The organism is Polaromonas sp. P1_H6, assembly GCF_056405195.1.
Map to the genome: position 1 here is coordinate 201,502 of NZ_JBFUCN010000001.1, position 23,654 is coordinate 225,155.

Consider the following 23,654-nt stretch of genomic DNA (forward strand, 5'->3'; position numbering starts at 1 on the left):
AGCATGCGCGCACCGTGCATCCATTCTGATTGGATCGAAGCACGGGCTGCCTTCGCGGCGCTGTTGGGCCCGCTCGTGGCCTTGCCTCATATTTCACGATTCAATAAATTCATTTCACAATACAAAAATATGAAATGGTGCGCTGCGGAAATTTTTCTCAATCCGAGAAATGGAATTTTGTATTGCGGTATTTTGTTGATAGATTGTTGATTTTATTGAGTTTTAATTTTGTCTTATATAAGACATAAGAGCTTCACAAAGTCTTGTAGAAGACTTAAAGTGACTTCATCGCATTCACTTTTTTCTCTTCTTCAATTCTCTTTAACCCACGGAGCCCACCATGCCACAAACCCTCACTGAACAACTGAGCCGCGACCAGCAGATTTCCGCCCTGGAAAAAGACTGGGCCACCAATCCCCGCTGGAAGGGCATCAAGCGCGGTTACAGCGCGGCCGACGTGGTCCGCCTGCGCGGCTCCTTCCCCATCGAGCACACGCTGGCACGCCGCGGTGCTGAAAAGCTCTGGGGCCTGGTCAACAACGAACCTTACGTGAATTGCCTGGGTGCGCTGACGGGCGGCCAGGCCATGCAGCAGGTCAAGGCCGGCGTCAAAGCGATTTACCTGTCGGGCTGGCAAGTCGCCGCCGACAACAACAGCTACGCTTCCATGTACCCCGACCAGTCGCTGTACCCCGTGGATTCCGTTCCTACCGTGGTCGAGCGCATCAACAATACCTTCCGCCGTGCCGATGAGATCCAGCATTCCAAGGGCATCGATGCCGGCGACAAGGGCTATATCGACAACTTCGCGCCCATCGTGGCCGATGCAGAAGCCGGTTTCGGCGGCGTGCTCAACGCTTTCGAACTGATGAAGGCCATGATCAAGGCCGGCGCCGCCGGCGTGCACTGGGAAGACCAGCTCGCCTCGGTGAAAAAATGCGGCCACATGGGCGGCAAAGTGCTGGTGCCTACGGCCGAAGCGGTGCAAAAACTGGTGGCGGCCCGCATGGCTGCCGACGTCTGCGGCGTGCCCACGCTGGTGATTGCCCGCACCGACGCTGAAGCGGCCGACCTGCTGACCAGCGACTACGACGAAAACGACAAGCCCTTCATCACCGGTGAGCGCACGGCGGAAGGTTTCTACAAGACGAAAAAAGGTATTGACCAGGCCATCAGCCGCGCCATCGCCTACGCCCACTATGCCGACCTGGTGTGGTGCGAAACCGGCACGCCCGACCTCGAGTTCGCCAAGAAGTTTGCCGACGCCGTGCACAAGGTGCACCCCGGCAAGATGCTGGCCTACAACTGCTCGCCGTCCTTCAACTGGAAGAAAAACCTCGACGACGCGACCATTGCCAAGTTCCAGAAAGAACTGGGCGCAATGGGCTACAAGTACCAGTTCATCACCTTGGCCGGCATCCACTCCATGTGGTACAACATGTTCGACTTGGCCCAGGACTACGTCAAGCGCGGCATGTCGGCCTATGTCGAGAAGGTTCAAGAGCCTGAATTCGCGGCCCGCGACCGCGGCTACACCTTCGTGTCGCACCAGCAGGAAGTCGGCACCGGCTACTTCGACGAAGTCACCACCGTGATCCAGGGCGGCAAGTCCAGTGTGACCGCGCTGACCGGCTCCACCGAAGAAGAGCAGTTCCACTGAACTGAACACTCCCGCAACAATTACCCAGACGCTTGTGCCTTCAAGGGCGCGGCTTTAGCCCGGACAGGAACTTAGGGCCTATCCGGGCTTTTTTGTGAGTGCTTTTTGGCGTAGAGTTCAACTTGTTACACAAAACACGACTTTGAAGATCAACTGGAGGGGCTGCCGTGTCGGACTTAACCGTGGGTTTCAAGCGTATTTCCTGTCCCGATTGCGAGGGTTCCGGTGAACTGCGCATCGAGAGCGAAAATATCAACGAGCATTTCGAAGTCGAAAAGCAGACCGTCATCACTGAATGCCCGCGTTGCCTTGGTTTGGGCTTTTTGCCGCCTGGCTCGCAATAGCGTTTCGCGCAACGCTGAACGGGCGCCGCGGACGGGGTCTTGCCAACCTGCCGTAAAATACGCGCATGCAATCAATCAAGCTGGAAACAGGAAGGATCGTTCGGGTTATGACACCGCGAACTACGACCTCGTCCGTTTTCTGGAGTCATCCAGGGCGCTAGGCCGCTCCCCTTGGTGATTGTTAGCTACACAATTTATAGCTCTCATCCAAATTTCCCCCATCAAAGCGCGGCGTGTTCCGCGCTTTTTTGTTGCTCCCATTTTTATCTCTAAAAATTTCATCCCATGATCCAGATCACGCTCCCCGACGCCTCCAAGCGCGAATACCCGCAAGCTGTTACGGTCGCCGAAGTGGCCGCCTCGATAGGTGCCGGCCTGGCAAAAGCCGCCCTGGGCGGCAAGGTCGACGGCAAGGTGGTGGACACCAGCTACCTGATCGACAAAGACAGCGCGGTCTCCATCATCACCGCCAAGGATGCCGACGGCCTGGACATGATCCGCCACTCGACGGCCCATTTGCTGGCCTACGCTGTCAAGGAGCTGTTCCCGGATGCGCAGGTCACCATTGGCCCGGTGATCGAGAACGGGTTCTTCTACGATTTCTCCTACAAGCGCCCGTTCACGCCGGAGGACCTGATAGCGATCGAAAAGCGCATGACGGAACTCGCCGCCAAGGATGAGCCGGTGACCCGCCGCGTGTTGCCGCGCGATGAGGCCGTGGCGCACTTCAAGAGCATCGGCGAACACTACAAGGCCGAGATCATCGCCAGCATCCCCGCAAATGAAGACGTGTCGCTCTATCGCGAAGGCGCCTTCGAAGACCTGTGCCGCGGGCCCCATGTGCCGAGCACGGGCAAGCTGAAGTTCTTCAAGCTCATGAAAGTGGCCGGCGCCTACTGGCGCGGCGACCACCGCAATGAAATGCTGCAGCGTGTTTACGGCACGGCTTGGGCCACCAAGGACGAGTTGCAGCAGTACCTGACGATGCTGGAGGAGGCCGAAAAGCGCGACCACCGCAAGCTCGGCAAGGAGCTCGACCTGTTCCACATCGACGACCATGCCCCCGGCCTGGTGTTTTGGCACCCCAAGGGATGGACGGTTTGGCAGGGCGTGGAGCAGTACATGCGCAAGGTCTACCAGGACAACGGCTACCAGGAGGTCAAAGGCCCGCAGATCATCGACAAGACGCTGTGGGAAAAAACCGGCCACTGGGACAAGTATCGCGACAACATGTTCACGACCGAGAGCGAAAAGCGCGAATACGCGCTCAAGCCCATGAACTGCCCCGGCCACATCCTGATCTTCAAGCAGGGGATCAAGAGCTACCGCGACCTGCCGCTGCGCTACGGTGAATTCGGCCAGTGCCACCGCAACGAACCTTCGGGTGGGCTGCACGGCATCATGCGCGTGCGCGGTTTCACGCAGGACGACGGCCATATTTTCTGTACAGAGGACCAGATTCTCAAGGAATGTGTGGACTACACGACCTTGCTGCAGAAGGTGTACACCGACTTCGGCTTCAAGAACATCATCTACAAGGTAGCCACGCGCCCCGAAGCGCGCATTGGCTCGGACGAAAGCTGGGACAAGGCCGAGCACGCGCTGATGGAAAGCCTGCGTGCGTCCGGTTGCGAGTTTGAAATCGCTCCCGGCGACGGTGCGTTTTACGGCCCCAAGATCGAATACACGCTGAAGGACGCCATCGGCCGCCAATGGCAGTGCGGCACCATGCAGGTCGATTTTTCGATGCCGGAACGACTGGATGCCGAATACGTGGGCGAAGACGGCAACCGTCACCGGCCGGTGATGCTGCACCGCGCGATTGTGGGCAGCCTGGAGCGTTTTATCGGAATTTTGATCGAAGAGCACGCCGGCGCGTTGCCGACCTGGCTGGCTCCCGAGCAGGTTTCAGTCCTCAATATCACCGATTCCCAGGCCGAATATGCCCGGGAAGTTGCCAAAACGCTGCAAAATCAAGGGCTTAGGGTCAACCTGGACCTGCGCAATGAGAAAATTACGTATAAAATACGGGAGCACTCGATGAAAAAGCTGCCTTACATCCTGGTCGTAGGCGACAAGGAGAAGGAAGCCGGATCCGTAGCAGTGCGCGCCCGGGGTAACAAAGACCTTGGAGTGATGCCCCTCGATGCATTTGCCCGGCAAATTGCTTCTGACATCACACAAAAAGCCTGAATCGCTGACGAATTCCTCCGAATTTGTGGGCATTGAAGCTTCTCGTCCTTGCAGGACGGGCGCAAGCCGCTATAGCTTTTATAGCAAGAGTTAAAGGATAGAACCATCGCTACTGAATTTCGTGACCGCCGTCACCGTGAAGAACGCAAGCACCGCTTGAACCGTGAAATCATGGCCCCCGAAGTACGTCTGAGCGGGCCAGACAACGAGCCTTTAGGCATTGTCAGCATCGCGGAGGCATTGCGCCTGGCAGGTGAGGCCGACGTGGACCTTGTTGAAATCTCCCCCACGGCGGTTCCGCCGGTGTGCAGGTTGATGGATTACGGCAAGTTCAAGTATGCCGAGCAGAAGAAGGCGGCGGAAGCGAAGTCCAAGCAAAAAGTGATCGAGATCAAGGAAGTCAAATTCCGGCCCGGCACTGACGATGGGGACTACAACATCAAATTGCGCAATATCAAGCGCTTTTTGGAAGAGGGCGACAAGTGCAAGATCACCTTGCGCTTTCGTGGCCGCGAAATCACGCACCAGGAACTGGGCCTCGCCCTGCTGGCGCGTATTCGCGACGAGTTGGCGGATTTGATTGTGGTGGAGCAGTTCCCCAAGCTTGAAGGCAGGCAGATGGTCATGATGATCGCGCCCGGCCGCAAGAAGCCCGGTGGCAAGCCGGCAGCCGAAACTGCGGCAGCACCGGCGCCTTCGGCTGCGGCCTGAGGATAGTTAGAAGAACACAGGCTTGCCGGAGCGATCCGGCGGGCCGTTGAGGAGGATGCCGCAAGGCATTTCCAGTGAAGGGAGGCGACAAGCCTTTCTTTCGAAAGTGACGGGGTCAAAGCCGTCGCGACCAGCGAATGCCGGAAGGCTTCGCCGGCGGTGGCAAGGGTCATACCTCGCTACTACAAGTGGCTCGGGGCCATCAAGTCTGCGGAAGGTTCGCAGCGCCTCACGAGCACAAATGAAAAGGAGCATTTACATGCCCAAAATGAAGACCAAGAGCGGCGCTAAAAAGCGTTTCCGCGTTCGTCCGGGTGGTACCGTCAAGCGCGGCCAAGCCTTCAAACGTCACATCCTGACCAAGAAGACCACCAAAAACAAACGCCATCTGCGTGGTGCGGTGACTGTTCATGAGACCAATATGGGTCACATGGCACAGATGCTCCCAGGCCAAGGCATTTAATTAACGACGAACAAGGAGTACACACATGCCTCGCGTCAAACGTGGTGTAACGGCTCGCGCCCGCCACAAAAAAGTTTTAACCCTTGCAAAAGGTTTCCGCGGCCGCCGCGGCAACGTCTTCCGTATCGCCAAAGAAGCGGTAATGAAGGCTGGGCAATATGCCTACCGTGACCGTCGTACCAAGAAACGCGTGTTCCGCCAGTTGTGGATCGCCCGTATCAATGCTGCAAGCCGTTCATTCGGCCTGACCTACAGCCAGTTTGCCAACGGCCTGAAGAAAGCCGGCATCGAGATCGACCGCAAGGTTCTGTCCGACATGGCCATCCATGACAGCGCTGCTTTCGGCGCCATCGTTGAACAGGTGAAAGCCAAGCTGGCCGCCTGATTTTCAGGCCAGGCGGTATTGAGACTATCGAATCAATCACTGCCGACGCAAGAAAATAAAGGGCTGGAGCTTGAAAAGGCTCTGGCCCTTTTTTCATGGCCCTTTCCGCAGCGCTCACAGCCCGCCGGCTTGGTGAGAGTCCTGCCGAAAGCGCCTTCGCTGTTTTGTATTTCGAACAAGAGAACGTATGACCCAACCTGATGCCCTCCAAGAACTGGTCAGCAGCGCCCAGGCCAGCTTTGCGCAGGCCCACACGCCCGCCGACCTGGAAAACGCCAAGGCGCAGTTCCTGGGCAAGGCCGGCCGCGTGACCGAGTTGATGAAGGGCATGGCGGCCCTCAGCGTCGAAGAGAAAAAATCCCGCGGCGCCGCCATCAACCTGGCCAAGCAGGCCATCGAAGCCGCGCTGAACGAACGCCGCCAGGCACTGGCCGACGCCGAACTGCAAAAGCAGCTCAAAGCTGAAGCGCTCGACGTGAGCCTGCCGGGCCGCCAGCGCGTGCAGGGTGGCCTGCATCCCGTGTCGCTGACACTGGAGCGCATCGAAGGCATATTCGGCTCCATGGGCTTCGACGTGGCCCAGGGCCCCGAGATCGAAACCGACTGGTTCAATTTCACCGCGCTCAACACGCCGGAAGACCATCCGGCGCGGTCGATGCACGACACCTTTTACGTCGAGGGCGGCACCGAATCCGCGCCCAATCTGCTGCGCACCCACACCAGCCCCATGCAGATCCGCCATGCGGTCCAGCATGTCAAGAAGCACCGCGCGCTGATCGATGCCGGCGGCCGCATGCCCGAAATTCGCGTCATCGCGCCGGGCCGCACCTACCGTGTCGACAGCGACGCCACTCACTCACCCATGTTTCACCAGTGCGAAGGCCTGTGGATAGGTGAGAACGTGAGCTTCAAGGACCTCAAATTCGTCTTCACCGATTTCTGCCGCACCTTCTTTGAAAGCGACGACCTGGTGCTGCGCTTTCGGCCCAGCTTTTTCCCTTTCACCGAGCCCAGCGCCGAGATCGACATCCAGTTCCAGACCGGCCCGCTCGCCGGCCGCTGGCTGGAAGTGGCCGGCTCGGGCCAGGTGCACCCGAACGTGGTGCGCAACATGGGATTGGATCCCGAGAAGTACATCGGCTTTGCTTTCGGCATGGGGCCCGACCGCCTGACCATGCTGCGCTACGGCGTCAACGACCTGCGCCTGTTCTTCGACGGCGATATCCGTTTTCTCTCGCAGTTCCAGTCATAAGCCATAAGAACAAAAACAAAAACAAGGTCTCACCATGCAATTCCCAGAATCCTGGTTGCGCGAATTCTGCAATCCGCCGCTCGATACCCAGCAACTCGCCGACACCCTCACCATGGCCGGCCTGGAGGTCGAAGAGCTCAAGCCTGTGGCGCCGCCTTTCACCAAGATCGTCGTCGGTGAAATCAAGGAGGCCGTCCAGCACCCTGATGCAGACCGCCTGCGCGTCTGCCAGGTCGACGTGGGGCAGAGCAGCCTGCTCAACATCGTCTGCGGCGCGCCCAATGCCCGCGTCGGCATCAAGGTGCCTTGCGCCCTGGTGGGTGCCGAGCTGCCGCCCGGCGAAGACGGCAAACCCTTCCTGATCAAGGTCGGCAAGCTGCGCGGCGTGGAAAGCCAGGGCATGCTGTGCTCTGCGCGCGAACTCAAACTCTCCGAAGACCACGGCGGCCTGCTTGAACTGGCCGCCGATGCGCCGCTGGGCCAGGACATCCGCGAGCACCTTCGGCTCGATGACACCCTGTTCACCCTCAAGCTCACGCCCAACCTCGCGCATTGCCTGAGCGTCTATGGGGTCGCGCGCGAAGTCGCCGCGCTTACGGGTGCTCCACTGAATACGCCGTCGTTTCCTGCAGTAGCCACTGTCGATGCCACCAAGGTGCCGGTCAAGATTAGCGCCCCCGACCTGTGCGGCCGCTTTTCCGGCCGCGTGGTGCGCAACGTCAATACCAAAGCCGCCACGCCGCAATGGATGGTGGACCGCCTGGCCCGCTGTGGCCAGCGCAGCGTGACCGCGCTCGTGGACATCTCCAACTACGTGATGTTCGAGCTGGGCCGCCCTTCGCACATCTTTGACCTCGACAAAATCCACGGCGGGCTCGACGTCCGCTGGGGCAAGCCTGGCGAGACGCTCAAGCTGCTGAACGGCAATACCGTGACGGTCGATGAAAAGGTCGGTGTCATCGCCGACGACGCACAAGTCGAATCGCTGGCCGGCATCATGGGCGGCGACGCAACTTCCGTATCTGACGACACGAAACACGTCTACGTCGAAGCCGCTTTCTGGTGGCCCAAGGCGATTGCCGGCCGCTCGCGCCGCTACAACTTCTCGACCGACGCGGGCCATCGTTTCGAACGCGGCGTTGATCCCGGGCAGACCGTCGAGCACATCGAGCGCATCACCCAGCTGATCATCGACATCTGCGGCACGCCGGAAACCGTGTGCGGCCCCATGGACGACCAGCAGGCCAATGTGCCCAAGGCGGCGCCTGTCACCCTGCGCGTCGCGCGGGCCTCCAAGGTGATCGGTATGCCGCTCACGCAGGCGCAATGCCTGGACGCGCTCCAGCGCCTGGGTTTGCCGGTGGCGCAAGGGGAGGGCACGCTGACCGTGACGCCTCCGAGCTACCGCTTCGATCTGCAGATCGAGGAAGACCTCATCGAAGAAGTGGTGCGTATGGTGGGCTACAACCATTTGCCCGACACGCCGCCGCTGGCGCCCATTACGGCGCGGCTGCGCCCCGAAGCCGAGCGCAGCCCCTTTGCCGTGCGCCGCGCTTTGGCTTCGCTGGGCTACCAGGAAACCATCAATTTCAGCTTTGTGGAAGAGCGCTGGGAGCATGAACTCGCCGGCAACCCGAACCCCATCAAGCTGCTCAACCCGATTGCCAGCCAGATGAGCGTCATGCGCAGCTCGCTGCTGGGCTCGTTGCTGCAGGTGCTCAAGTTCAACCTGGATCGCAAGGCGCCCCGCGTCAACGTGTTCGAGCTGGGCCGCGTCTTCTTGCGTGATGCCCAGGTACAGAACACCGACACCACGGTAGCCGGCTTCAGCCAGCCCATGCGCGTAGCCGGCCTAGCCTATGGGCCGCGGACTGCGCTGAACTGGAGCCAAACTGACAAAGTGGTGGATTTCTTCGACATCAAGGGTGATGTCGAAGCCCTGCTCGCGCCGCTGCAGGCGGTCTTTGCGCCCGCCGCGCATCCTGCCATGCACCCCGGCCGCTGTGCCAGCGTCTCCGTGGCGGGCAAGCGGATCGGGTTCGTCGGTGAACTGCATCCACAGTGGCGGCAGGGCTATGACCTGGCCCAGGCGCCGCTGTTGTTCGAACTGGAACTCGACGCGGTCTTGCAGCGCCAGGTGCCCGAATTCAAGCAGGTCAGCAAGCTGCAACCCGTGGAGCGCGACATCGCCGTCATCGTGGCCGAGGGTGTCACGCACGCCGCGCTCATGGGGGCTATCCACGGCGCCGCCACGCAAGGCCTGCTCAAGGGAGCGACCCTGTTCGACGTCTACCGGCCGCAACAGGCAAGCGCCAGCATGCAAATGGGCGAAAAAAGCCTGGCCGTGCGCTTGGTGCTTTCGAGTGACACCGCTACACTGACCGACGAGGAAATTGAGGCGGCTGTTCAGGCGGTTCTCGCGAATCTGCAGGGCCAGCTCGGGGCACGTTTGCGTGCCTGAGGCTTCCACGAAATCTTCCAAAAATAAAAACGCCAGGAGCACTGCCGCATGGATTTTTCTGTAGAAAGCCTGGAAACCCCGGCGCTGACCAAGGCCCACCTCGCCGAATTGCTGTTTGAGCAGATCGGGCTCAATAAACGCGAATCGAAGGACATGATCGACGCGTTTTTCGACCTCATTTCAGACAGCCTGGTGGACGGCAATGACGTGAAAATTTCCGGTTTCGGCAATTTCCAGATCCGCACCAAGGCCCCGCGCCCCGGCCGCAACCCCCGCACCGGCGAGGCCATTCCCATCCAGGCCCGCCGTGTGGTCACCTTCCACGCCAGCCACAAGCTCAAAGACCAGATCCAGGGCGAAACTGCGGTCGAGTAGGTCCCGCCAACGCCCAGTCCTCGGCGGCGTGATTTTCACCAAGGCGATCACTTTAGTAACTAGGTGTTACCTGTGTGACGGAACAACAGATTTCAAAAAAGCCCAGCAACCCTTTGCGCTAACTTTCGACTTAGAGTAGATTTAGAGGTTTCCTCCTTAGCGCATTGATTTAATTGGAGAAAACCCTTCCACCCATCCCGGCGAAACGCTATTTCACTATCGGTGAAGTCAGCGATTTGTGCGGCGTCAAACCTCATGTGCTCCGTTATTGGGAGCAGGAGTTTACGCAGCTACGCCCGATGAAAAGGCGCGGCAACCGCCGCTACTACCAGCACCATGAGGTGCTCATGATCCGCCGCATCCGTGACCTGCTCTATGACCAGGGCTTCACCATCAGCGGCGCGCGCAACAAACTCCAGGAAATCGTCCAGATCGAACGCGACAAGCGCCGCAACGGCGAGGTCATGCTGGACGGAGTCGAAGTCCTTGAAGGCGGGGAGTCGCTGCTTGAAGGCGGCGATTCGGTACTCGACGATTTTGAGGACTCGACGGACCACTCCGACTTTGAAGACAGTGAGGGGTCTGACTTGCCCACGGGCACCGCAGCGCAGCAAAGGCTGCAGCTTGTGCGCCGCGAGTTGTTCGAAATCCGCGATCTCCTCGGCAACAACCACTGAGAAGCGCTTCGAGGCAGGCTATAATCTGAGGCTTGTCGGTGTGTGGCGCAGCCTGGTAGCGCACTTGCATGGGGTGCAAGGGGTCGAAGGTTCGAATCCTTTCACACCGACCAATAAAACCAACAGATAGCCGGTTAGCAAACGCTAACCGGCTTTTTTGTTTTTCCGCTCCTGTTTCCGGATGCTGTTCATGCTCACAGATAAGCCTTTGCCCGGTTTGTCTTGCGTGCTGCGGGCACTTCGCGCAGCACCGACTGAATACGCGCGGCCCCCTCCCGGTTCAGCGTGCCGCGCTCCAGGCCCAGGGGCACGGTGCGCAGGGCGAGCTCGCGGTAGAGCGTCTCGGCATCAGCGGAGAGTTCGTGCAGCGCATCAAGGTGCTTGCCGATCGTGCCGACGTCGCCGCGAGCCACGCAGCCGCCCATGCCCCTGGCCAGTCCCGCATCCTTCACGGCCGCGACAGTGCCGGCCAGCAGCGGCAGCAGGGCGTCCAGCGCCTGCTGCTCCGTCCCGCCAAAAGATCTCCAGAGCAGGGACGCCTCACGCAGCAGCGCAATCAGAAAGGGCCCCACGTAATACGCCGATGCGTGGTACAGCGCCCGGCTGCCCTCCGGCACGGTGAAGGGCACACAGCCGAGCCGGGTGGCGATATCGTCGAGTTCCGCCGCAAAACCGCCGTCCGCGGCGATGCCGACGGTGCAGCCCGGCAGGCCGCGCAAGGCAACCTCGGGGTTGGCAAACATCTGCAAGGGGTGAAAGCCGCCGACCCTGGCACCATCACGTTTGGCCTTGTCCAGCGCCACCAGCCCGGTGGCGCCGCTGCAATGCACGACACGGTGCCGCAGCGACCACTGCGGGGATTGCGCGACGGATGCAATTGCGTCATCGGCGACGGTGATCCAGACGAAGTTGCAACGGTCGACGACCTCTTGCGCCGCATGGCAAGGGATCACGCCGGGCACTTCGTCCGTGAATCGTTGCAGGGCTGCCGGGTCGCGCGTCCAGGCCGCCGAAACGCGGTAGCCGGCATTCGCCAGCGCGCGGGCCAATGTCCGGCCCACCCGGCCACAGCCGATAAAACCCATGGTGCCGTCTTTGTCGTGCATGCTCAGTTCTTGTAAGAAGGATCGAGCCGGTCGAGCTTGCGCAGCAGCGCTGGCCACTCGAGGCTGCCGTAGCCGCCGTGCCGCGCTTGCGCCGCGGCGTTGAGGACCGGATTTGTTCGCGCCTCGTTGGCCAGCGTGATTTCCTCGCCCGAAAAACAGCTCACCGTGTTGGCAAGGGCCGACGCCGCCGGCTGGTGGATGGCCCGGTTGCAGCCCAGGATGTCGACCTGGATGCGGCAGGCGTTCTCCAGCCAGTACATGGCGTTGAAGGCCTGCGCGATGCTGGGGCCGCAGGCCAGCAGGCCGTGGTTGCGCAGCATGAGGACGTCGTGCGGGCCCAGGTCATTCACCACGCGCTCGCACTCGGCGCCGTTGATGGCCGGGCCCTCGAAATCGTGATAAGCCACGCGCCCGTGAAAGCGCATGGCGGTCTGCGACAGCGGCAGCAGCCCTTCGGCCAGCGCGCTGACGGCTGTGCCGGCGCGGGTGTGCGTGTGGATGATGCACTGCACGTCGGGCCGGGCGACGTGGATGGGCGCGTGCAGGTAAAAGCCCGCCACGTTGACGCTGTAGCCATGGCCCGGTTGCAGCAGCGTGTTGCCTTGCACGTCGATCTTCACCAGGCTGGAGGCCGTGATCTCCTCGTACAGCATGCCGTAGGGATTGATCAGGTATTGTTCCCCGCCGCCCGGGATTCGCGCGCTGACGTGGTTGTAGATGAGGTCCGTCATGCCGAAGACGGCCAGCAGGCGGTAGCAGGCGGCGAGGTCGACGCGGGTCGCCCACTCCGTCGCGCTGACCTGGCCGCGAACCTCGGTTTCGGGAAGCGTGAGGATGGTGCTCATGGCAAATTCCGGCACGGTCAGTGGCGTATCACGGCCGCGCGCCGAACGATGGCGGGCAGGGCCTGCGAATCGGGCAGGGTGCCGAACACATGCAGGCCGCTACTTGCCAGGCGCGACGCGATGAAAAGCTCCGCAGCCTCCGGTGCGCCGTGCGCCAGCATTTCACCCGCCTGCAAGGCCAGCGCGATGCGCGTGACCAGCATGCGCGCGTGGCCGTCGTGCGGGTAGGCGAGCGCGAGGCGGCCAGCCAGGTCGTCGGTGAAGCGGTCGTAAGCGGCATTCGCGCCCCGGTGCAAGCGCAGCTCTTCGACCAGGGCGTCGCGGCAGCGCCCGTCCTTGTCCATGGCGCGCAGCACGTCCATGCACATCATGTTGGAAGTGCCTTCCCAGATCGAGTTGAGCGGCGCCTCGCGGTACAGCCGGGCCACCGGGTTCTCCATGATGAAGCCGTTGCCGCCGTGCGCCTGCACGCATTCGTAGACGAAAGCTGGGGCCCGCTGGCAGTTCCAGAACTTCATGGTCGGCGTCGCGACGCGCGAGAGCAGCCGTTCGCGCTCGCTGGAGGCCATGCCGTCCGCCGCCCGCGCCACGCGCAAGGCGCCCAGCATGGCCGCCTCGCTGTCGATCGCCAGGTCGGCCAGCACATTGCACTGCATGGGCAGCTCGGCCATGGGCTTGCCGAAAGCCGTGCGCGTCTGGGCATGGTTGAGCGCCAGTGTCAGGGCCTGGCGCATCAGGCCGGCCGAGCCGACCGCGAAGTCCAGCCGCGTGAGGTGCGCGTGCGAAAGGATTTCACGTATGCCGCGCCCTTCCTCGCCCACCAGCATGGACCAGGTGTCGCGGTACTCGATCTCGCTGGATGCATTGGAGCGGTTGCCGCATTTGTCCTTGAGCCGCTGAATGAAAAAATTGTTCAGGCTGCCGTCTGGCCGGAAGCGCGGGACAAACAGGCAGCTCACGCCCGAGCGGGTTTGCGCCAGTGTGTAGAAACCGTCGGCCACCGGAACCGAACAGAACCATTTGTGGCCGGTAATGCTGTAGGTATGACCGTTCGCGCCGCTGCCGGTAAATTCCGCAGTCGTTTGTGTCTGCCGCAAATCGGAGCCACCCTGCTTTTCGGTCATCGCGTAGCCGATTACCGCGGCGCGCTTCTGTTCTATCGGCAGGCGGCGTGGGTCGTAGTCCGCGGCCAGCGTCCTCTGCCGCCAAGCGTCAAACGGCGCCTTGCCGGCAAAACCGGCCGCCGCCGCGTAAGCCATCCCGGTCGGGCAACCCACGCCATTCTCGACCTGGTTCCAGAGGTAGCTCAGCACGGCGCGCGCGAAATGGCCGTTGCCGTGCTCCGTGGTCCAGGCCAGGCTGTGCACCTCGTGGCCGAAGGCCGCGGCCATGAGCTGGTGCCAGGCGGGGTGGAACTCGACCCAGTCGACGCGGTTCCCGAATCGGTCGTGGCTGCGCAGCTTCGGCTCGAATTCATTGGCCAGGCGCGCGGCGTCTTGCCACGCCTCGTCGCCGGCCAGCGCACCCAACGCGCTACATTTTCCGGCGGCCCAGGGTGCGATCTTCATCACAAGCTTGCTCAAGGCCTCATCGTCGTCGAAGGCATTGAAGCCGCCGGCCGGCGCGGCCTGGTTGAGTACTTCATGGGTCGCCGCCGCAGAGCCCGCCGGTTTGACGAACGGTGCTTCGTAAGGGGCGTTCATGGCGCGTCCCTGGAGATCAGTTTCAGCTTCGGTGCCGCATGGCGAAACAGCATGCGCGCCGCCAGGCTGGCGGTGGTCTGGGCGATGGCTTTGGCGGAGTCCGAATCGGGCTCGGCCTCGGGCGCCAGCGGGCCGACCAGCGCTTCCATAAAGGCACCGGTCACGCACGAGGCCGCCACGCCGGGGTCGACCTCGATGAATTCGCCGCTGGCAATGCCTTGCACGACCAGGCGCGCGATCTGGTCACCCAGCGCCGCCCGGTACTGGAGGCGGGCGGCATCGATTTCAGGCTCGCAGGGCTCGGCAATCAAGGCATAGGCCAGCCGCCGCCCACGCATGGCGCGCAGCGAGAAGCTGTAAATCGCATCGACCAGGCGCTGCGCGGCCGGCCCTTCCGAATCGACGATTTCCCTGACCACGTCGACTTCCCGCTGCGACACCAGCGCCAGCACCTGCGCATAGAGGTCCGCCTTGGAGTCGAAGTAGCGGTAGACGCTGCCCGTGGCCACACCCGCCTTGGCGGCGATCAAGGCGATTTGTGCGTCCTTCCAGCCACTCAGGGCGACGGCGTCGCGCGCCGCTTCCAGGATGGCGGTTTTGGTAGCCTGGAGCCGTTCGATACGGTGGTTTGCTGCTGGCATAGAGGCATGAATTAGAATTCATTAAAAGTGAATTGCAATTCATATTAGGCCAATTTCAAACCCATGGCAAGCGCGTCTGCCGCCGGCCTCGGAGAAATGGGGACGGCGCGTCAGGATACGGGCGCAGCACCCTGCACCGCCCGGCGAAGCGCGGCGCGCGCCAGCAGCCGGGTGGAGTCCAGGGTCGGCAAGGGCGAATTGGCGTCACTCATGATCAGCGGGATTTCGGTGCAGCCCAGGACAACGGCGTCGCAGCCCCCGCCTTTCATGCGGGTCATCACCTGCTGGAAATACGCGATCGCCTGGGGCGTGAAGACGCCATACACCAGCTCATCCATGATGATGCGGTTGATCTCGTCGCGTTCCGCATCTGTGGGGCGAAGGTAGTCCAGCCCGCGCGCGCTGAACTTCTCGGGATAGACCTCGCTGCCCACCAGCCATCGGGTGCCGGTGATGCCTATGCGCTTGTAACCGCGTTGCGCAGCCTCTCCGGCGACGACTTCTGCGATATGCAGCCAGGGCAGGGGCGAGCGCCCCTCAACATGCGCGAAGGCCTGGTGGATGGTGTTGTCGGGGCAGATCAGGAAATCGGCGCCCGCCGCCGCTAGCTTGTGGGCCGAGGCCCGCATGACGTCGCCGACGCCGCGCCAGTCGTCCCGGTAAATGCAGGCCATGTAGTCGGCCAGCGAGGGTGTGTGCAGGGTCACCTCGGGATGGGCATGCGGGCCCAGCAGTTTGGCGCCTTCGGTGCAAATGGTCTGGTAGCAAAGCGCCGCGCCTTCCGCGGAACAGCCGACGATGCCGATGTGCAGGGGTTTCACCATGGTATTCATGACCTTGTGCAAAGGATACTGCCGCGGCGCGAGTTGGCGCGGCTACCCGGTCAATTAACGTCGCCCTTGCGGGATTTCAACCCCCCGGAAAACCCTGGCCGCTCAGGCGGGTTCGGGTGCGAGCTCCGCCGTAGCCGGCGCTTCGGGCTGCGCGGCTACGGCCTCGCCGTCACCGAGTTCGCCGCCGAGCGCATCCAGCACATCGGGGATCAGCGAGGACAGCTCGCCGGTGATGATGGCCGCGTCGGTGTCAAAACCATCGTCGTCCTTGCCGCTTTCCTGCACGCCGTCCAGCACCACGTCGAGCAGCTTGAGTTTTTTGAGCTGTGCGGTCTCGGTGAGCACAAAGGACACGCGCTCATTCCAGGTCATGGCAAGCTGCGTGGGCACCTTGCCGGCGGCGATGTGCTGGGCCACTTCGTCGATGTCCAGTGTGTGGCGTGAATAGCGGACGGTTGCCTTCTGGTCGTCGGGTGTCTTGAGTTCGCAGTCCCGGTCCACCGTGAAGTTGTAAGGCGCTTCGCGGGTCGACAGCCAGTGGGACATGGCTGCGGCGGCCGACATCTGCGTCTGGATGGGGCTGGCCTTGAGGCCGGGCAGGGCGCCGGGAAGTTCGCTGAGCGCTTCCACCAGGTAGCTGATGACCTTGTCGGCGCCCGTGAGGTTGCCGGAATCGACCACCAGGAATTTGTTCACCGGGTCTATCCACAGCGTGGTGGTCGAGCGTTTGGTGAAGGCGCGCGGCAGCAGGTCCAGCATGACTTCCTGCTTGAACTCTTTTTTGATCTTGGCGCCAACACGTTCGCGGCCGGTTTCTTCCTTGTACTTCTCAATGCGCTCGTCCACCGCGGCCTTGACGGCTGAGGAGGGCACCGGCCGGCGCTCTGTGCACAGCCGCGCGATCAGCGAGCGGCCGACACCTTCGAGCAGCACAGTGCTTTTGTTGCCGCGCGGCGGCACCCAGCCGCTGGATTCCGGCTCGGTCGCACCGCAGGGCACAAAACGGTGCGACTGGAAAATTTCTTCCAGGGCCTCCAGAGGCGGCAACACAAAATCATCGGCAATGCGGAAAAAGATCGCGGTATTGAACATGGATTCCGGGGAGGTGTTGGGGAAGGAGAAAAGAGACTGGCCTTGAGGCCGGCCGCAAACGAAGGCCTTTGTGGGATTCGCTGCTATGCGGGAAATTCTACCGGGGACTGCCGCGCGGGCGGCCGGTCTTTATGTGATATCAAGCGTATGGATGCCGAAGGCGCCCTTGCGCCTGTCCTCAAAATAGTGCTCGAGCGTTTCCTTGACGGTCTTGAAGGCGATTTCATCCCAGGGGATCTCGGCTTCGGTGAACAGCCGGGCTTCCAGGGTTTCATGGCCCGGGTTGAATTCGGCGCTCAGCAGGCGTGCCCGGTAGTACAAGTGCACCTGCCCGACGCTCACCACATTCATCACTGTGAAGAGGCCCAGTATTTCAAACTGGGCGCCGGCCTCCTCGTCGGTTTCGCGAGCCGCGCCCTCGGAGGTGGTTTCGCCCAGTTCCATAAAGCCGGCGGGCAGCGTCCACTTGCCCCAGCGCGGCTCGATGTTGCGCTTGCAGAGCAACACCTGCGCGCCGTCCTCACCCCAGGCCGGCACAGTGCCGACCACATTGAGCGGGTTTTCATAGTGGACGGTGTTGCAGGCCGGGCAGACCGCGCGTTCCTTGGTATCGCCGTCGTCCGGCAACCTGTAGGCCACGGCGGTGCCGCAGACACGGCAGTGTTTCAGGGGAAGGCGGTGCATCGGATGAGTGTAGCGGCTCCGCAAGAGCGCACCGTAACCGCCCTCGGGGGCTTCTGCTTACTTGAGGGACGAGTAGTTGAGCGGAACCCAGGTGTAAGACTTGCCGGTGGCCTTGCGCACATGGCCCAGGCCCGGGAAGGCGATGTGGGCGGAGCCGACCAGGTAGCCGCCCTTTGCCGCTGCGGCATAGGCCAGCGCGCGCTCTTTGGCGGCCGGGGCCGAGTCGCTGTCGAATTTGATGGTGACGGCGGGGTCGTCGAACTGGACGGCGGCAACGTGCATCAAGTCGCCCCACAGCACCAGCTTCTCGCCCTTGCTTTCCACCACATACACGCTGTGGCCGGCGGTGTGGCCGTGCGAAGGTTGGGCGCTGATGCCGGGCACGAGTTCGGTGCGGCCCTCGAAAGGCTTGAGCTTGCCGGCCGCGGCGTAAGGTTTGATCGAGGCCATCGCGCCCTGGAAGAAACCCTGCGATTCTTTGGGTGCGGCCTTCATTTTGGCTTCGTCCAGCCAGAAGTCGGCGTCGGCCTTGTCCACGCGCACGATGGCGTTGGGGAAAGCAACGGCGCCAGCTGTCACCAGGCCACCCACATGGTCGGGGTGCATATGGGTGATGTAGATCTCATCGACCTGCTCGGGCTGGTAGCCGGCTGCCTTGAGGTTGGCCTGCAGGCTGCCCAGCGTGGGCCCGAACAGGCCGGCGGCGCCGGTGTCTATCAGCACCAGCTTGCTGCCGGTGTTGATGAGGTAGGCATTGACCGAGGTTTCCACCTGGTCGGGCAGGAAGGCTCGCTTCAGAGCCGCATCGACCTTGGCGGGGGTGGTGCGGGTCAGCAGGTCTTTGACGGGCAGCTTGACGGTGCCGTCCGACAGCGCGGTGACCTCAAAGTCGCCGAGCATGACGCGGTAATAGCCCGGGGCCTGGGTCTTGACCATGGGGCCGGCGGCGGAGGCGCTGAGCGCGGTGCCGGCCAGCAGGACGCTAAGGGCGAGGTGCTTGAAAGTGAAAGGACGCGACATGGAGTTCCCCTTGTGTTGTTGCTGTGTTGTGAATGATGTCGGAGCGCGTGTGAATGTAGGCGCTGGGCGAGTTTTTTGCGCGCTGCTTTGGGCAATCCCCTGCTCGCGGATGGGCAACTCGCAGAAGGCATCCTCGGGGCGGCCGACTGCTGTTAATGGCTTGGCTCGGGCGCTGAAACGAAAAAACCGGGCCTCGGCCCGGTTTTTGTCTTGTCGCGGCCTGGGGTCAGGCCTTGGTCGTCTTGGTGTGCTTTTCGATCAGGCCGCGCGCCGTGTCGAGCAGCTTCTTGCCGTCAAAGCCCTTCTTGTTCATGTCTTCCACCCATTCGACTTCCACCGTGCGTGACTTGCGGCGGAACTCCTGGGCTTCGGCCGCGCTCACGGTGTAGATCGTGTTGCCGCGGTCGCTGGCGGTCTTGCGGCCGGGGACGTCGTTGCCCTGCTGCACCTTGCCCATCCAGGCCGAGGTGGCCATGCCGGAGTTGTTGTCGATCACCTTCTTGAGGTCGGGCGCCAACGAGTTGTACTTGGCCTTGTTCATCGCCATCACAAAAGTGGTGGTGTAGAGGCTACCGCCGGCGGGGTCGAACTCGGCATGGAACTTGGTGAGCTCGTTGACTTTGACCGAAGGCACGACTTCCCAGGGAATCACGCAGCCGGTGATGGTCCCTTTGCTCAACGCGTCGGGGATCTGCGGCAGCGGCATGCCGACCGGCGTGGCGCCCAGCACACCCATGAGCTTGGTGACCTGGCGGGTGGGCGCGCGCAGCTTGAGGCCGCGCATGTCGGCGATGGACTTGACGGGCTTGTCCACCGTGTGGATCACGCCGGGGCCGTGCACCTGCAGCGCCAGTACCTGGGTGTCCTTGAATTCGTCGGGTGCCATCGTCTGCACATATTCCCAGTAGGCCTTGGACGTGGCTTCGGCATTGGACATGATGAAAGGCAGCTCAAACACCTCGATGCGGGGGAAGCGGCCGGCGGTGTTGCCGGGCAGGGTCCACACCACGTCGACCACGCCGTCCTTGACCTGGTCGTAGAGCTGCACGGGCGTGCCGCCCAGTTGCATGGCGGGATAGCCTTCGAACTTGATGCGGCCACCGGATTCTTTTTCGACTTTTTCCATCCAGGGCTTGTGCATGGCCAGCCAGACGTTGGAGGTCGGCGACATAAAGGTGTGGAATTTCAGGGTCACGGCCTGCTGGGCCAGGCTGGAGAGCGTCGGCGCGCCCAGGGCGGCGGCGGCGCCGGTCTTCAAAAGTGTGCGGCGGTGGATCATGGAAGTCTCCGTGGATAAAAGATGATTCGACGTTATACGAAACCCGGACAGGCTGAACCGGTGAATTCCCTTGAATGCGGCGGGGAGGTCAATTCATGAACTTCACCAGCCAGAGGGCAATGCCCGGGAAGGCCAGCATCAGCACGATGCGGATCAGGTCGCTGACGAGGAAAGGCAGCACGCCGCGAAAGCTTTCGCTGAGCGGCACGTTCTTGGCCATGCCGTTGACGACGTAAACATTCAGCCCCATGGGCGGAACCAGGAGGCCGAAGGAGACCACCATCAGGATCAGGATGCCGAACCAGATGGCCAGCGACTCCTTGGGCATGCCGAAATCCAGGCCCATCACGACCGGGAAAAAGATCGGGATAGTCAGCAGGATGATGGAAAGCTCCTCGGTCACCATGCCCAGCAGGAGATGCAGCGCCACGATGGCGACCATGACCCAGATCGGCGCCAGGTTCCAGCTGGCGATCAGCCCGACCAACTGGTGCTGTATCTGCGTCAGCGCCAGCGTCGAGTTCATGATGTCGGCACCGATAAAGATCAGGAAAATCATGGCTGAGCTGGTGGCGGTTCCGTAAAAGCAATGCTTGAACTTCTCCCAGGTCATCTCGCCCTTGGCCAGCGCCGCGAGGAAGGCCGTGGCCGCACCCACGGCCGCGCCTTCGGTTGGCGAAAAGAAGCCGCCATAAATGCCACCAAAAACAAGCGTGAACACGGCGGCAATCGGTGCCAGCCCAATGATCAGTCGTGTATTCATTTTTGGCGGGTTTTTCAAGACCTCCGGCGCATGGCCCGGCACCACACGCACGTAGACGGCGATCACCAGCATGTAGCCCAGCATCGCCAGGATGCCGGGGATGGTGGCGGCGAGAAACAGCTTGGCGATGTTCTGCTCGGTCAGGATGGCGTAAATTACCAGCGGCACCGACGGAGGGATCAAGATGCCGAGCGTGCCGGCGGTGGCCAGCGTGCCGGTGGCCAGGCGTCCAGAATAGCCGTGGCGTTTCATTTCGGGCAAGGCCACACCGGTGATGGTGGCGGCGGTGGCGACGGATGACCCGCAAATCGCGCCGAAAGCCGCGCTGGCCATCACGGCGGCCATGGCCAGACCGCCCTTGAGCCGGCCGGTGATGGCGGCGGTGAACTCGAACAGGGACTTGCTGATGCCGCCTTGCGTTGCGAACTGGCCCATCAGGATAAAGAGCGGGATCACCGACAGGTCATAACTGGCAAAGCGCGCGAACGCCATGCTGTTCATGAAGTTGGCAAACGGGCCCCAGCCGGTCTGCATGACATAGCCCACGGAGCCTGCCAGGAACATGCTGATGGCGATCGGGGTGCGCAATGCCATCAGTGCGAACATCAGAACGAGGACGAAGCCCGCGATGGAAAGGCCGCTCATGCCGGAATCTCCGGCTCGGCCCGGAAACCAAAGACCGCCTGATGCAGGGCAATCACCGCAGTTAGCAAAAAGCCCGGCACCATGGTGACGTAGGCGTACCACTCCGGAACGCCCAGCAGCATGGTGCTGGAGTTGGTTTGCCACGAGTTCAGGCCGCCGAGCCCGGCGCGCCAGGCCAGCAGCACAAAGCACAGGCCGAGGAGCAGGGCTCCCAGCCGGTCCAGTTGCGTATTGACGCGATGCGGCACGCGCGCGGTAAAAAAGTCGACGATGATGTTGCCGCGTTGCAACTGGCACAGAGGCATGAACAGGCCCACGGCCGCGCCGGTGGCCAGGCCGACCAGCTCAAAGTCGCCGGGAACGGTTTTGCCCAAGGTCTCGCGGCCAATGATGCTGACGCAGGTCAGCAGCGTGATCGCTGTCATCAGCAGCCCGGCTAGGATGGCGCTCAGCTTTGACAGGTTTTCAAGGATTTTCAAGAAAGATCTCCGAAAAGCGAACGTGGTCTCGGGGAGTCCCCAAACCGCATGGCCGATTATCAGAACTGCGGCTTGATCCGGGCAGGTGGGTTACCCCGAGGCTGCCCGGGTATTTGCGCGGTGATTAAAACAGATGCGCGTTCATCGCGCAAACCACCCGCCCATAAAAAACGGCCGCGCAGGGCGGCCGGTTGTCCTTGTCCATGCCGCATTCCCGCCTGCGTGAGGGCGAGGGCATGGAGCTTTATGGACTTACGCGACCTTGACGGTCAGCGTGCCCAGGCCGGCCACGCTGCCGACCATGGTGTCGCCCGAGACCACCGCCGCCACGCCTTCAGGCGTGCCGGTGTAAATCAGGTCGCCGGGCTGCAGTTCCCAGGCGGCCGACAGGTGCTCTATGGTTTCGGCGATGTTCCAGATCAGCTTGGAGACATTGCTGCGCTGGCGGTCCGTACCGTTCACCTGGATATACAGCTCGGCGTTGTTTACGTCGCCGGCCTGGGCCACGGGCGTGATGGGGCCGATGGGCGCGGAGTGGTCGTAGGCCTTCCCGATGCACCAGGGGCGGCCCTGTTTTTTCATCTCGCCCTGCAGGTCGCGGCGCGTCATGTCCAGGCCCACGGCGTAACCGTAGATGTGCTTGTGCGCATCGGCGGCCTTGATGTTCTTGCCGCCCGTGCCGATCGCCACCACCAGTTCGATCTCATGGTGCAGGTTTTTGGTCAGGCTGGGGTAGGGAATGGTGCCGGTGCTGCCGGCATCCACTGCGACGATGGCGTCGGCGGGCTTCAGGAAGAAGAAGGGCGGCTCGCGGCCGGTGAAGCCCATTTCCTTGGCGTGCTCCTCGTAGTTGCGGCCCACGCAGTAAATACGATGAACCGGAAACCGCTCTTTCGTGCCGGTGACGGGAACGGACACCGTGGCGGGTGGGGTGATGACAAAACTCATGACAACCTTTCTTCTCTGTGTATGCCCAGGGCTTGGTGCACCGGGCGGTCTGAAAAACTGAACAGCACACAACCTTGCGCCGAACGCAATTGCGCAGTGTGCCACGACGGAATCACAAAATGGTCGCGCGGGCCGAACTCGAAAACCCTGGTTTCGCCGTTGCGCTCGATGTGAACGGTGCCCGAGCCTTCGACCACGCTGAACACCGCGCCGTCGGTCTGGCGCCAGGGCTTGCCGGCAAAGCCTGCCGGCAGGCGCTGCATGAAGGTCGCCATGGTCGGCATGGGCGAGCCGCCGGTGGCCGGGTTCACATAGCGCAGCTTGACGCCATCCCAGGCGTCGACGTCGGCATGCGTCTCCAGCTGGTGCAGGGTCTCGCGCGTGCGCTCGTAGGGGTAGCTGAAGATGGGCGAGGTCTGGCCGAAGGGCGCGTCGTAGCGCACCGGCAGCATGTTGGCGCCGTAGCGGTGGCTGCTGATGCCCAGGGGCTTGGTGACTTCCTGCTGCTTGGAGCCGCCGTTTTCGGAAAAACCCGCGTCAAAGAAACGCAGCATGGGAATGTCCAGGCCGTCCAGCCAGACCACCGGTTTATCGGATTCGACGCGGCCTTCATGGCCGTGGTCGTGCCAGGTCCAGCTCGGGGTGATGATGAAGTCGCCGGGTTTCATCAGCGTGCGCTCGCCGTCGACGGCGGTGAAGGCGCCGTGGCCTTCGACGACAAAGCGCAGCGCGCTTTGCGTGTGGCGGTGGCTGGGTGCGATTTCGCCCGGCATGATGACCTGCAGGCCCGCATAAAGCGACTGCGTGATGCAGGACTGCCCGCGCAGGCCGGGGTTTTCCAGGATCAGCACGCGGCGCACTGCTTCTTCGGCGGTGATCAACTGGCCCGACTGCATCAGGAAGGGATGCACGTCGGCGTACTTCCACAGCGCCGGCTGGCAGGGCGTGCTGGGCGATGGCGGCACCAGCGCGTGCAGCACTTCCCAGAGCGGCGTCATGCTGTGCGCTGAAATGGCGTCATAAAAAGCCTTGCGCGCGGCGCCGTTGGGCACCGCGGGCTGGCCGGGGGCGGGAGGGGGCGTCATGTCCATTGGC

The 23,654-nt window shown here is 62.2% G+C and carries 23 protein-coding genes and 1 tRNA gene; 11 read left to right on the plus strand and 13 right to left on the minus strand.

What is annotated here, in order from left to right; translation table 11 throughout:
- Positions 1-340: 340 nt before the first annotated feature.
- The 11 genes from aceA (at position 341) to AC1D1F_RS00995 (ending at position 10,634) form a co-directional block, all read left to right on the plus strand.
- A complete protein-coding gene (gene aceA / locus AC1D1F_RS00945) occupies positions 341-1,660 on the plus strand; it encodes an isocitrate lyase (RefSeq protein ID WP_477697142.1) in 1,320 nt (439 codons plus the stop codon).
- Positions 1,661-1,827: 167 nt separating this feature from the next.
- Complete coding sequence (locus AC1D1F_RS00950) at positions 1,828-2,004, plus strand: hypothetical protein (protein ID WP_436154057.1); 177 nt, start codon at positions 1,828-1,830, stop codon at positions 2,002-2,004.
- A 285-nt stretch (positions 2,005-2,289) separates the two neighbouring features.
- Complete coding sequence (gene thrS, locus AC1D1F_RS00955; RefSeq protein WP_477678954.1) at positions 2,290-4,197, plus strand: threonine--tRNA ligase; 1,908 nt, start codon at positions 2,290-2,292, stop codon at positions 4,195-4,197.
- Between the two features lie 105 nt (positions 4,198-4,302).
- Positions 4,303-4,908 (plus strand): translation initiation factor IF-3, encoded by a 606-nt coding sequence (gene infC / locus AC1D1F_RS00960; protein WP_436155388.1) that lies wholly within the window; start codon positions 4,303-4,305, stop codon positions 4,906-4,908.
- Positions 4,909-5,167: 259 nt separating this feature from the next.
- Positions 5,168-5,371, plus strand: coding sequence for a 50S ribosomal protein L35 (rpmI, locus tag AC1D1F_RS00965; RefSeq protein ID WP_007870723.1), 204 nt, complete (start codon positions 5,168-5,170; stop codon positions 5,369-5,371).
- 25 nt (positions 5,372-5,396) lie between these two features.
- Positions 5,397-5,756 (plus strand): 50S ribosomal protein L20, encoded by a 360-nt coding sequence (gene rplT / locus AC1D1F_RS00970; protein ID WP_477654608.1) that lies wholly within the window; start codon positions 5,397-5,399, stop codon positions 5,754-5,756.
- Between the two features lie 187 nt (positions 5,757-5,943).
- On the plus strand, positions 5,944-7,008 hold the full coding sequence (gene pheS / locus AC1D1F_RS00975) for a phenylalanine--tRNA ligase subunit alpha (RefSeq protein ID WP_477678864.1): 1,065 nt from the start codon (positions 5,944-5,946) through the stop codon (positions 7,006-7,008).
- 34 nt (positions 7,009-7,042) lie between these two features.
- Entirely contained in the window at positions 7,043-9,469 is a 2,427-nt protein-coding gene (pheT, locus tag AC1D1F_RS00980) for a phenylalanine--tRNA ligase subunit beta (protein ID WP_477700626.1), read from the plus strand.
- 48 nt (positions 9,470-9,517) lie between these two features.
- Positions 9,518-9,844, plus strand: a complete 327-nt coding sequence (locus tag AC1D1F_RS00985; protein ID WP_477697545.1) for an integration host factor subunit alpha — start codon at positions 9,518-9,520, stop codon at positions 9,842-9,844.
- 173 nt (positions 9,845-10,017) lie between these two features.
- On the plus strand, positions 10,018-10,521 hold the full coding sequence (locus AC1D1F_RS00990) for a MerR family transcriptional regulator (RefSeq protein ID WP_477654612.1): 504 nt from the start codon (positions 10,018-10,020) through the stop codon (positions 10,519-10,521).
- Positions 10,522-10,557: 36 nt separating this feature from the next.
- Positions 10,558-10,634, plus strand: a tRNA-Pro gene (locus AC1D1F_RS00995).
- 81 nt (positions 10,635-10,715) lie between these two features.
- Here the strand turns inward: AC1D1F_RS00995 and AC1D1F_RS01000 are convergent.
- The 13 genes from AC1D1F_RS01000 to gtdA all read right to left on the minus strand — a co-directional run bounded on the left by AC1D1F_RS01000 (position 10,716) and on the right by gtdA (position 23,650).
- Positions 10,716-11,627 carry a Rossmann-like and DUF2520 domain-containing protein gene (locus AC1D1F_RS01000; RefSeq protein WP_477678678.1) on the minus strand — a complete coding sequence of 304 codons (912 nt, stop codon included), beginning with the start codon at positions 11,625-11,627 and terminating at the stop codon, positions 10,716-10,718.
- Positions 11,628-11,629: 2 nt separating this feature from the next.
- Positions 11,630-12,472 carry a class II aldolase/adducin family protein gene (locus AC1D1F_RS01005; protein WP_477678677.1) on the minus strand — a complete coding sequence of 281 codons (843 nt, stop codon included), beginning with the start codon at positions 12,470-12,472 and terminating at the stop codon, positions 11,630-11,632.
- A gap of 17 nt (positions 12,473-12,489) precedes the next feature.
- Positions 12,490-14,175 (minus strand): acyl-CoA dehydrogenase family protein, encoded by a 1,686-nt coding sequence (locus AC1D1F_RS01010; protein ID WP_477697210.1) that lies wholly within the window; start codon positions 14,173-14,175, stop codon positions 12,490-12,492.
- Positions 14,172-14,816 (minus strand): TetR/AcrR family transcriptional regulator, encoded by a 645-nt coding sequence (locus tag AC1D1F_RS01015; RefSeq protein WP_477697211.1) that lies wholly within the window; start codon positions 14,814-14,816, stop codon positions 14,172-14,174. Before AC1D1F_RS01015 ends, AC1D1F_RS01010 begins: the two co-directional genes overlap by 4 nt.
- 110 nt (positions 14,817-14,926) lie before the next feature.
- Positions 14,927-15,640 (minus strand): aspartate/glutamate racemase family protein, encoded by a 714-nt coding sequence (locus tag AC1D1F_RS01020; RefSeq protein WP_477675472.1) that lies wholly within the window; start codon positions 15,638-15,640, stop codon positions 14,927-14,929.
- A gap of 111 nt (positions 15,641-15,751) precedes the next feature.
- Entirely contained in the window at positions 15,752-16,741 is a 990-nt protein-coding gene (locus AC1D1F_RS01025) for a recombination-associated protein RdgC (protein ID WP_477675469.1), read from the minus strand.
- Between the two features lie 129 nt (positions 16,742-16,870).
- The gene (locus AC1D1F_RS01030; protein WP_477675468.1) at positions 16,871-17,425 is read right to left on the minus strand and encodes an NUDIX hydrolase; all 555 of its coding nucleotides are present in this window, start codon (positions 17,423-17,425) and stop codon (positions 16,871-16,873) included.
- A 57-nt stretch (positions 17,426-17,482) separates the two neighbouring features.
- Positions 17,483-18,445, minus strand: coding sequence for an MBL fold metallo-hydrolase (locus tag AC1D1F_RS01035; RefSeq protein WP_477682114.1), 963 nt, complete (start codon positions 18,443-18,445; stop codon positions 17,483-17,485).
- Positions 18,446-18,671: 226 nt separating this feature from the next.
- Positions 18,672-19,724, minus strand: a complete 1,053-nt coding sequence (locus AC1D1F_RS01040; RefSeq protein WP_477675465.1) for a TRAP transporter substrate-binding protein — start codon at positions 19,722-19,724, stop codon at positions 18,672-18,674.
- Positions 19,725-19,812: 88 nt separating this feature from the next.
- The gene (locus AC1D1F_RS01045; RefSeq protein WP_477675464.1) at positions 19,813-21,132 is read right to left on the minus strand and encodes a TRAP transporter large permease; all 1,320 of its coding nucleotides are present in this window, start codon (positions 21,130-21,132) and stop codon (positions 19,813-19,815) included.
- Complete coding sequence (locus tag AC1D1F_RS01050; protein WP_477675463.1) at positions 21,129-21,611, minus strand: TRAP transporter small permease; 483 nt, start codon at positions 21,609-21,611, stop codon at positions 21,129-21,131. The genes AC1D1F_RS01045 and AC1D1F_RS01050 overlap by 4 nt, the downstream gene beginning before the upstream one ends.
- A 252-nt stretch (positions 21,612-21,863) precedes the next feature.
- Positions 21,864-22,559: a fumarylacetoacetate hydrolase family protein gene (locus AC1D1F_RS01055; protein WP_477700627.1), complete on the minus strand. Its 696-nt coding sequence runs from the start codon at positions 22,557-22,559 to the stop codon at positions 21,864-21,866.
- Positions 22,556-23,650: a gentisate 1,2-dioxygenase gene (gene gtdA, locus AC1D1F_RS01060; RefSeq protein WP_477675461.1), complete on the minus strand. Its 1,095-nt coding sequence runs from the start codon at positions 23,648-23,650 to the stop codon at positions 22,556-22,558. The genes AC1D1F_RS01055 and gtdA overlap by 4 nt, the downstream gene beginning before the upstream one ends.
- Positions 23,651-23,654 lie beyond the last annotated feature (4 nt).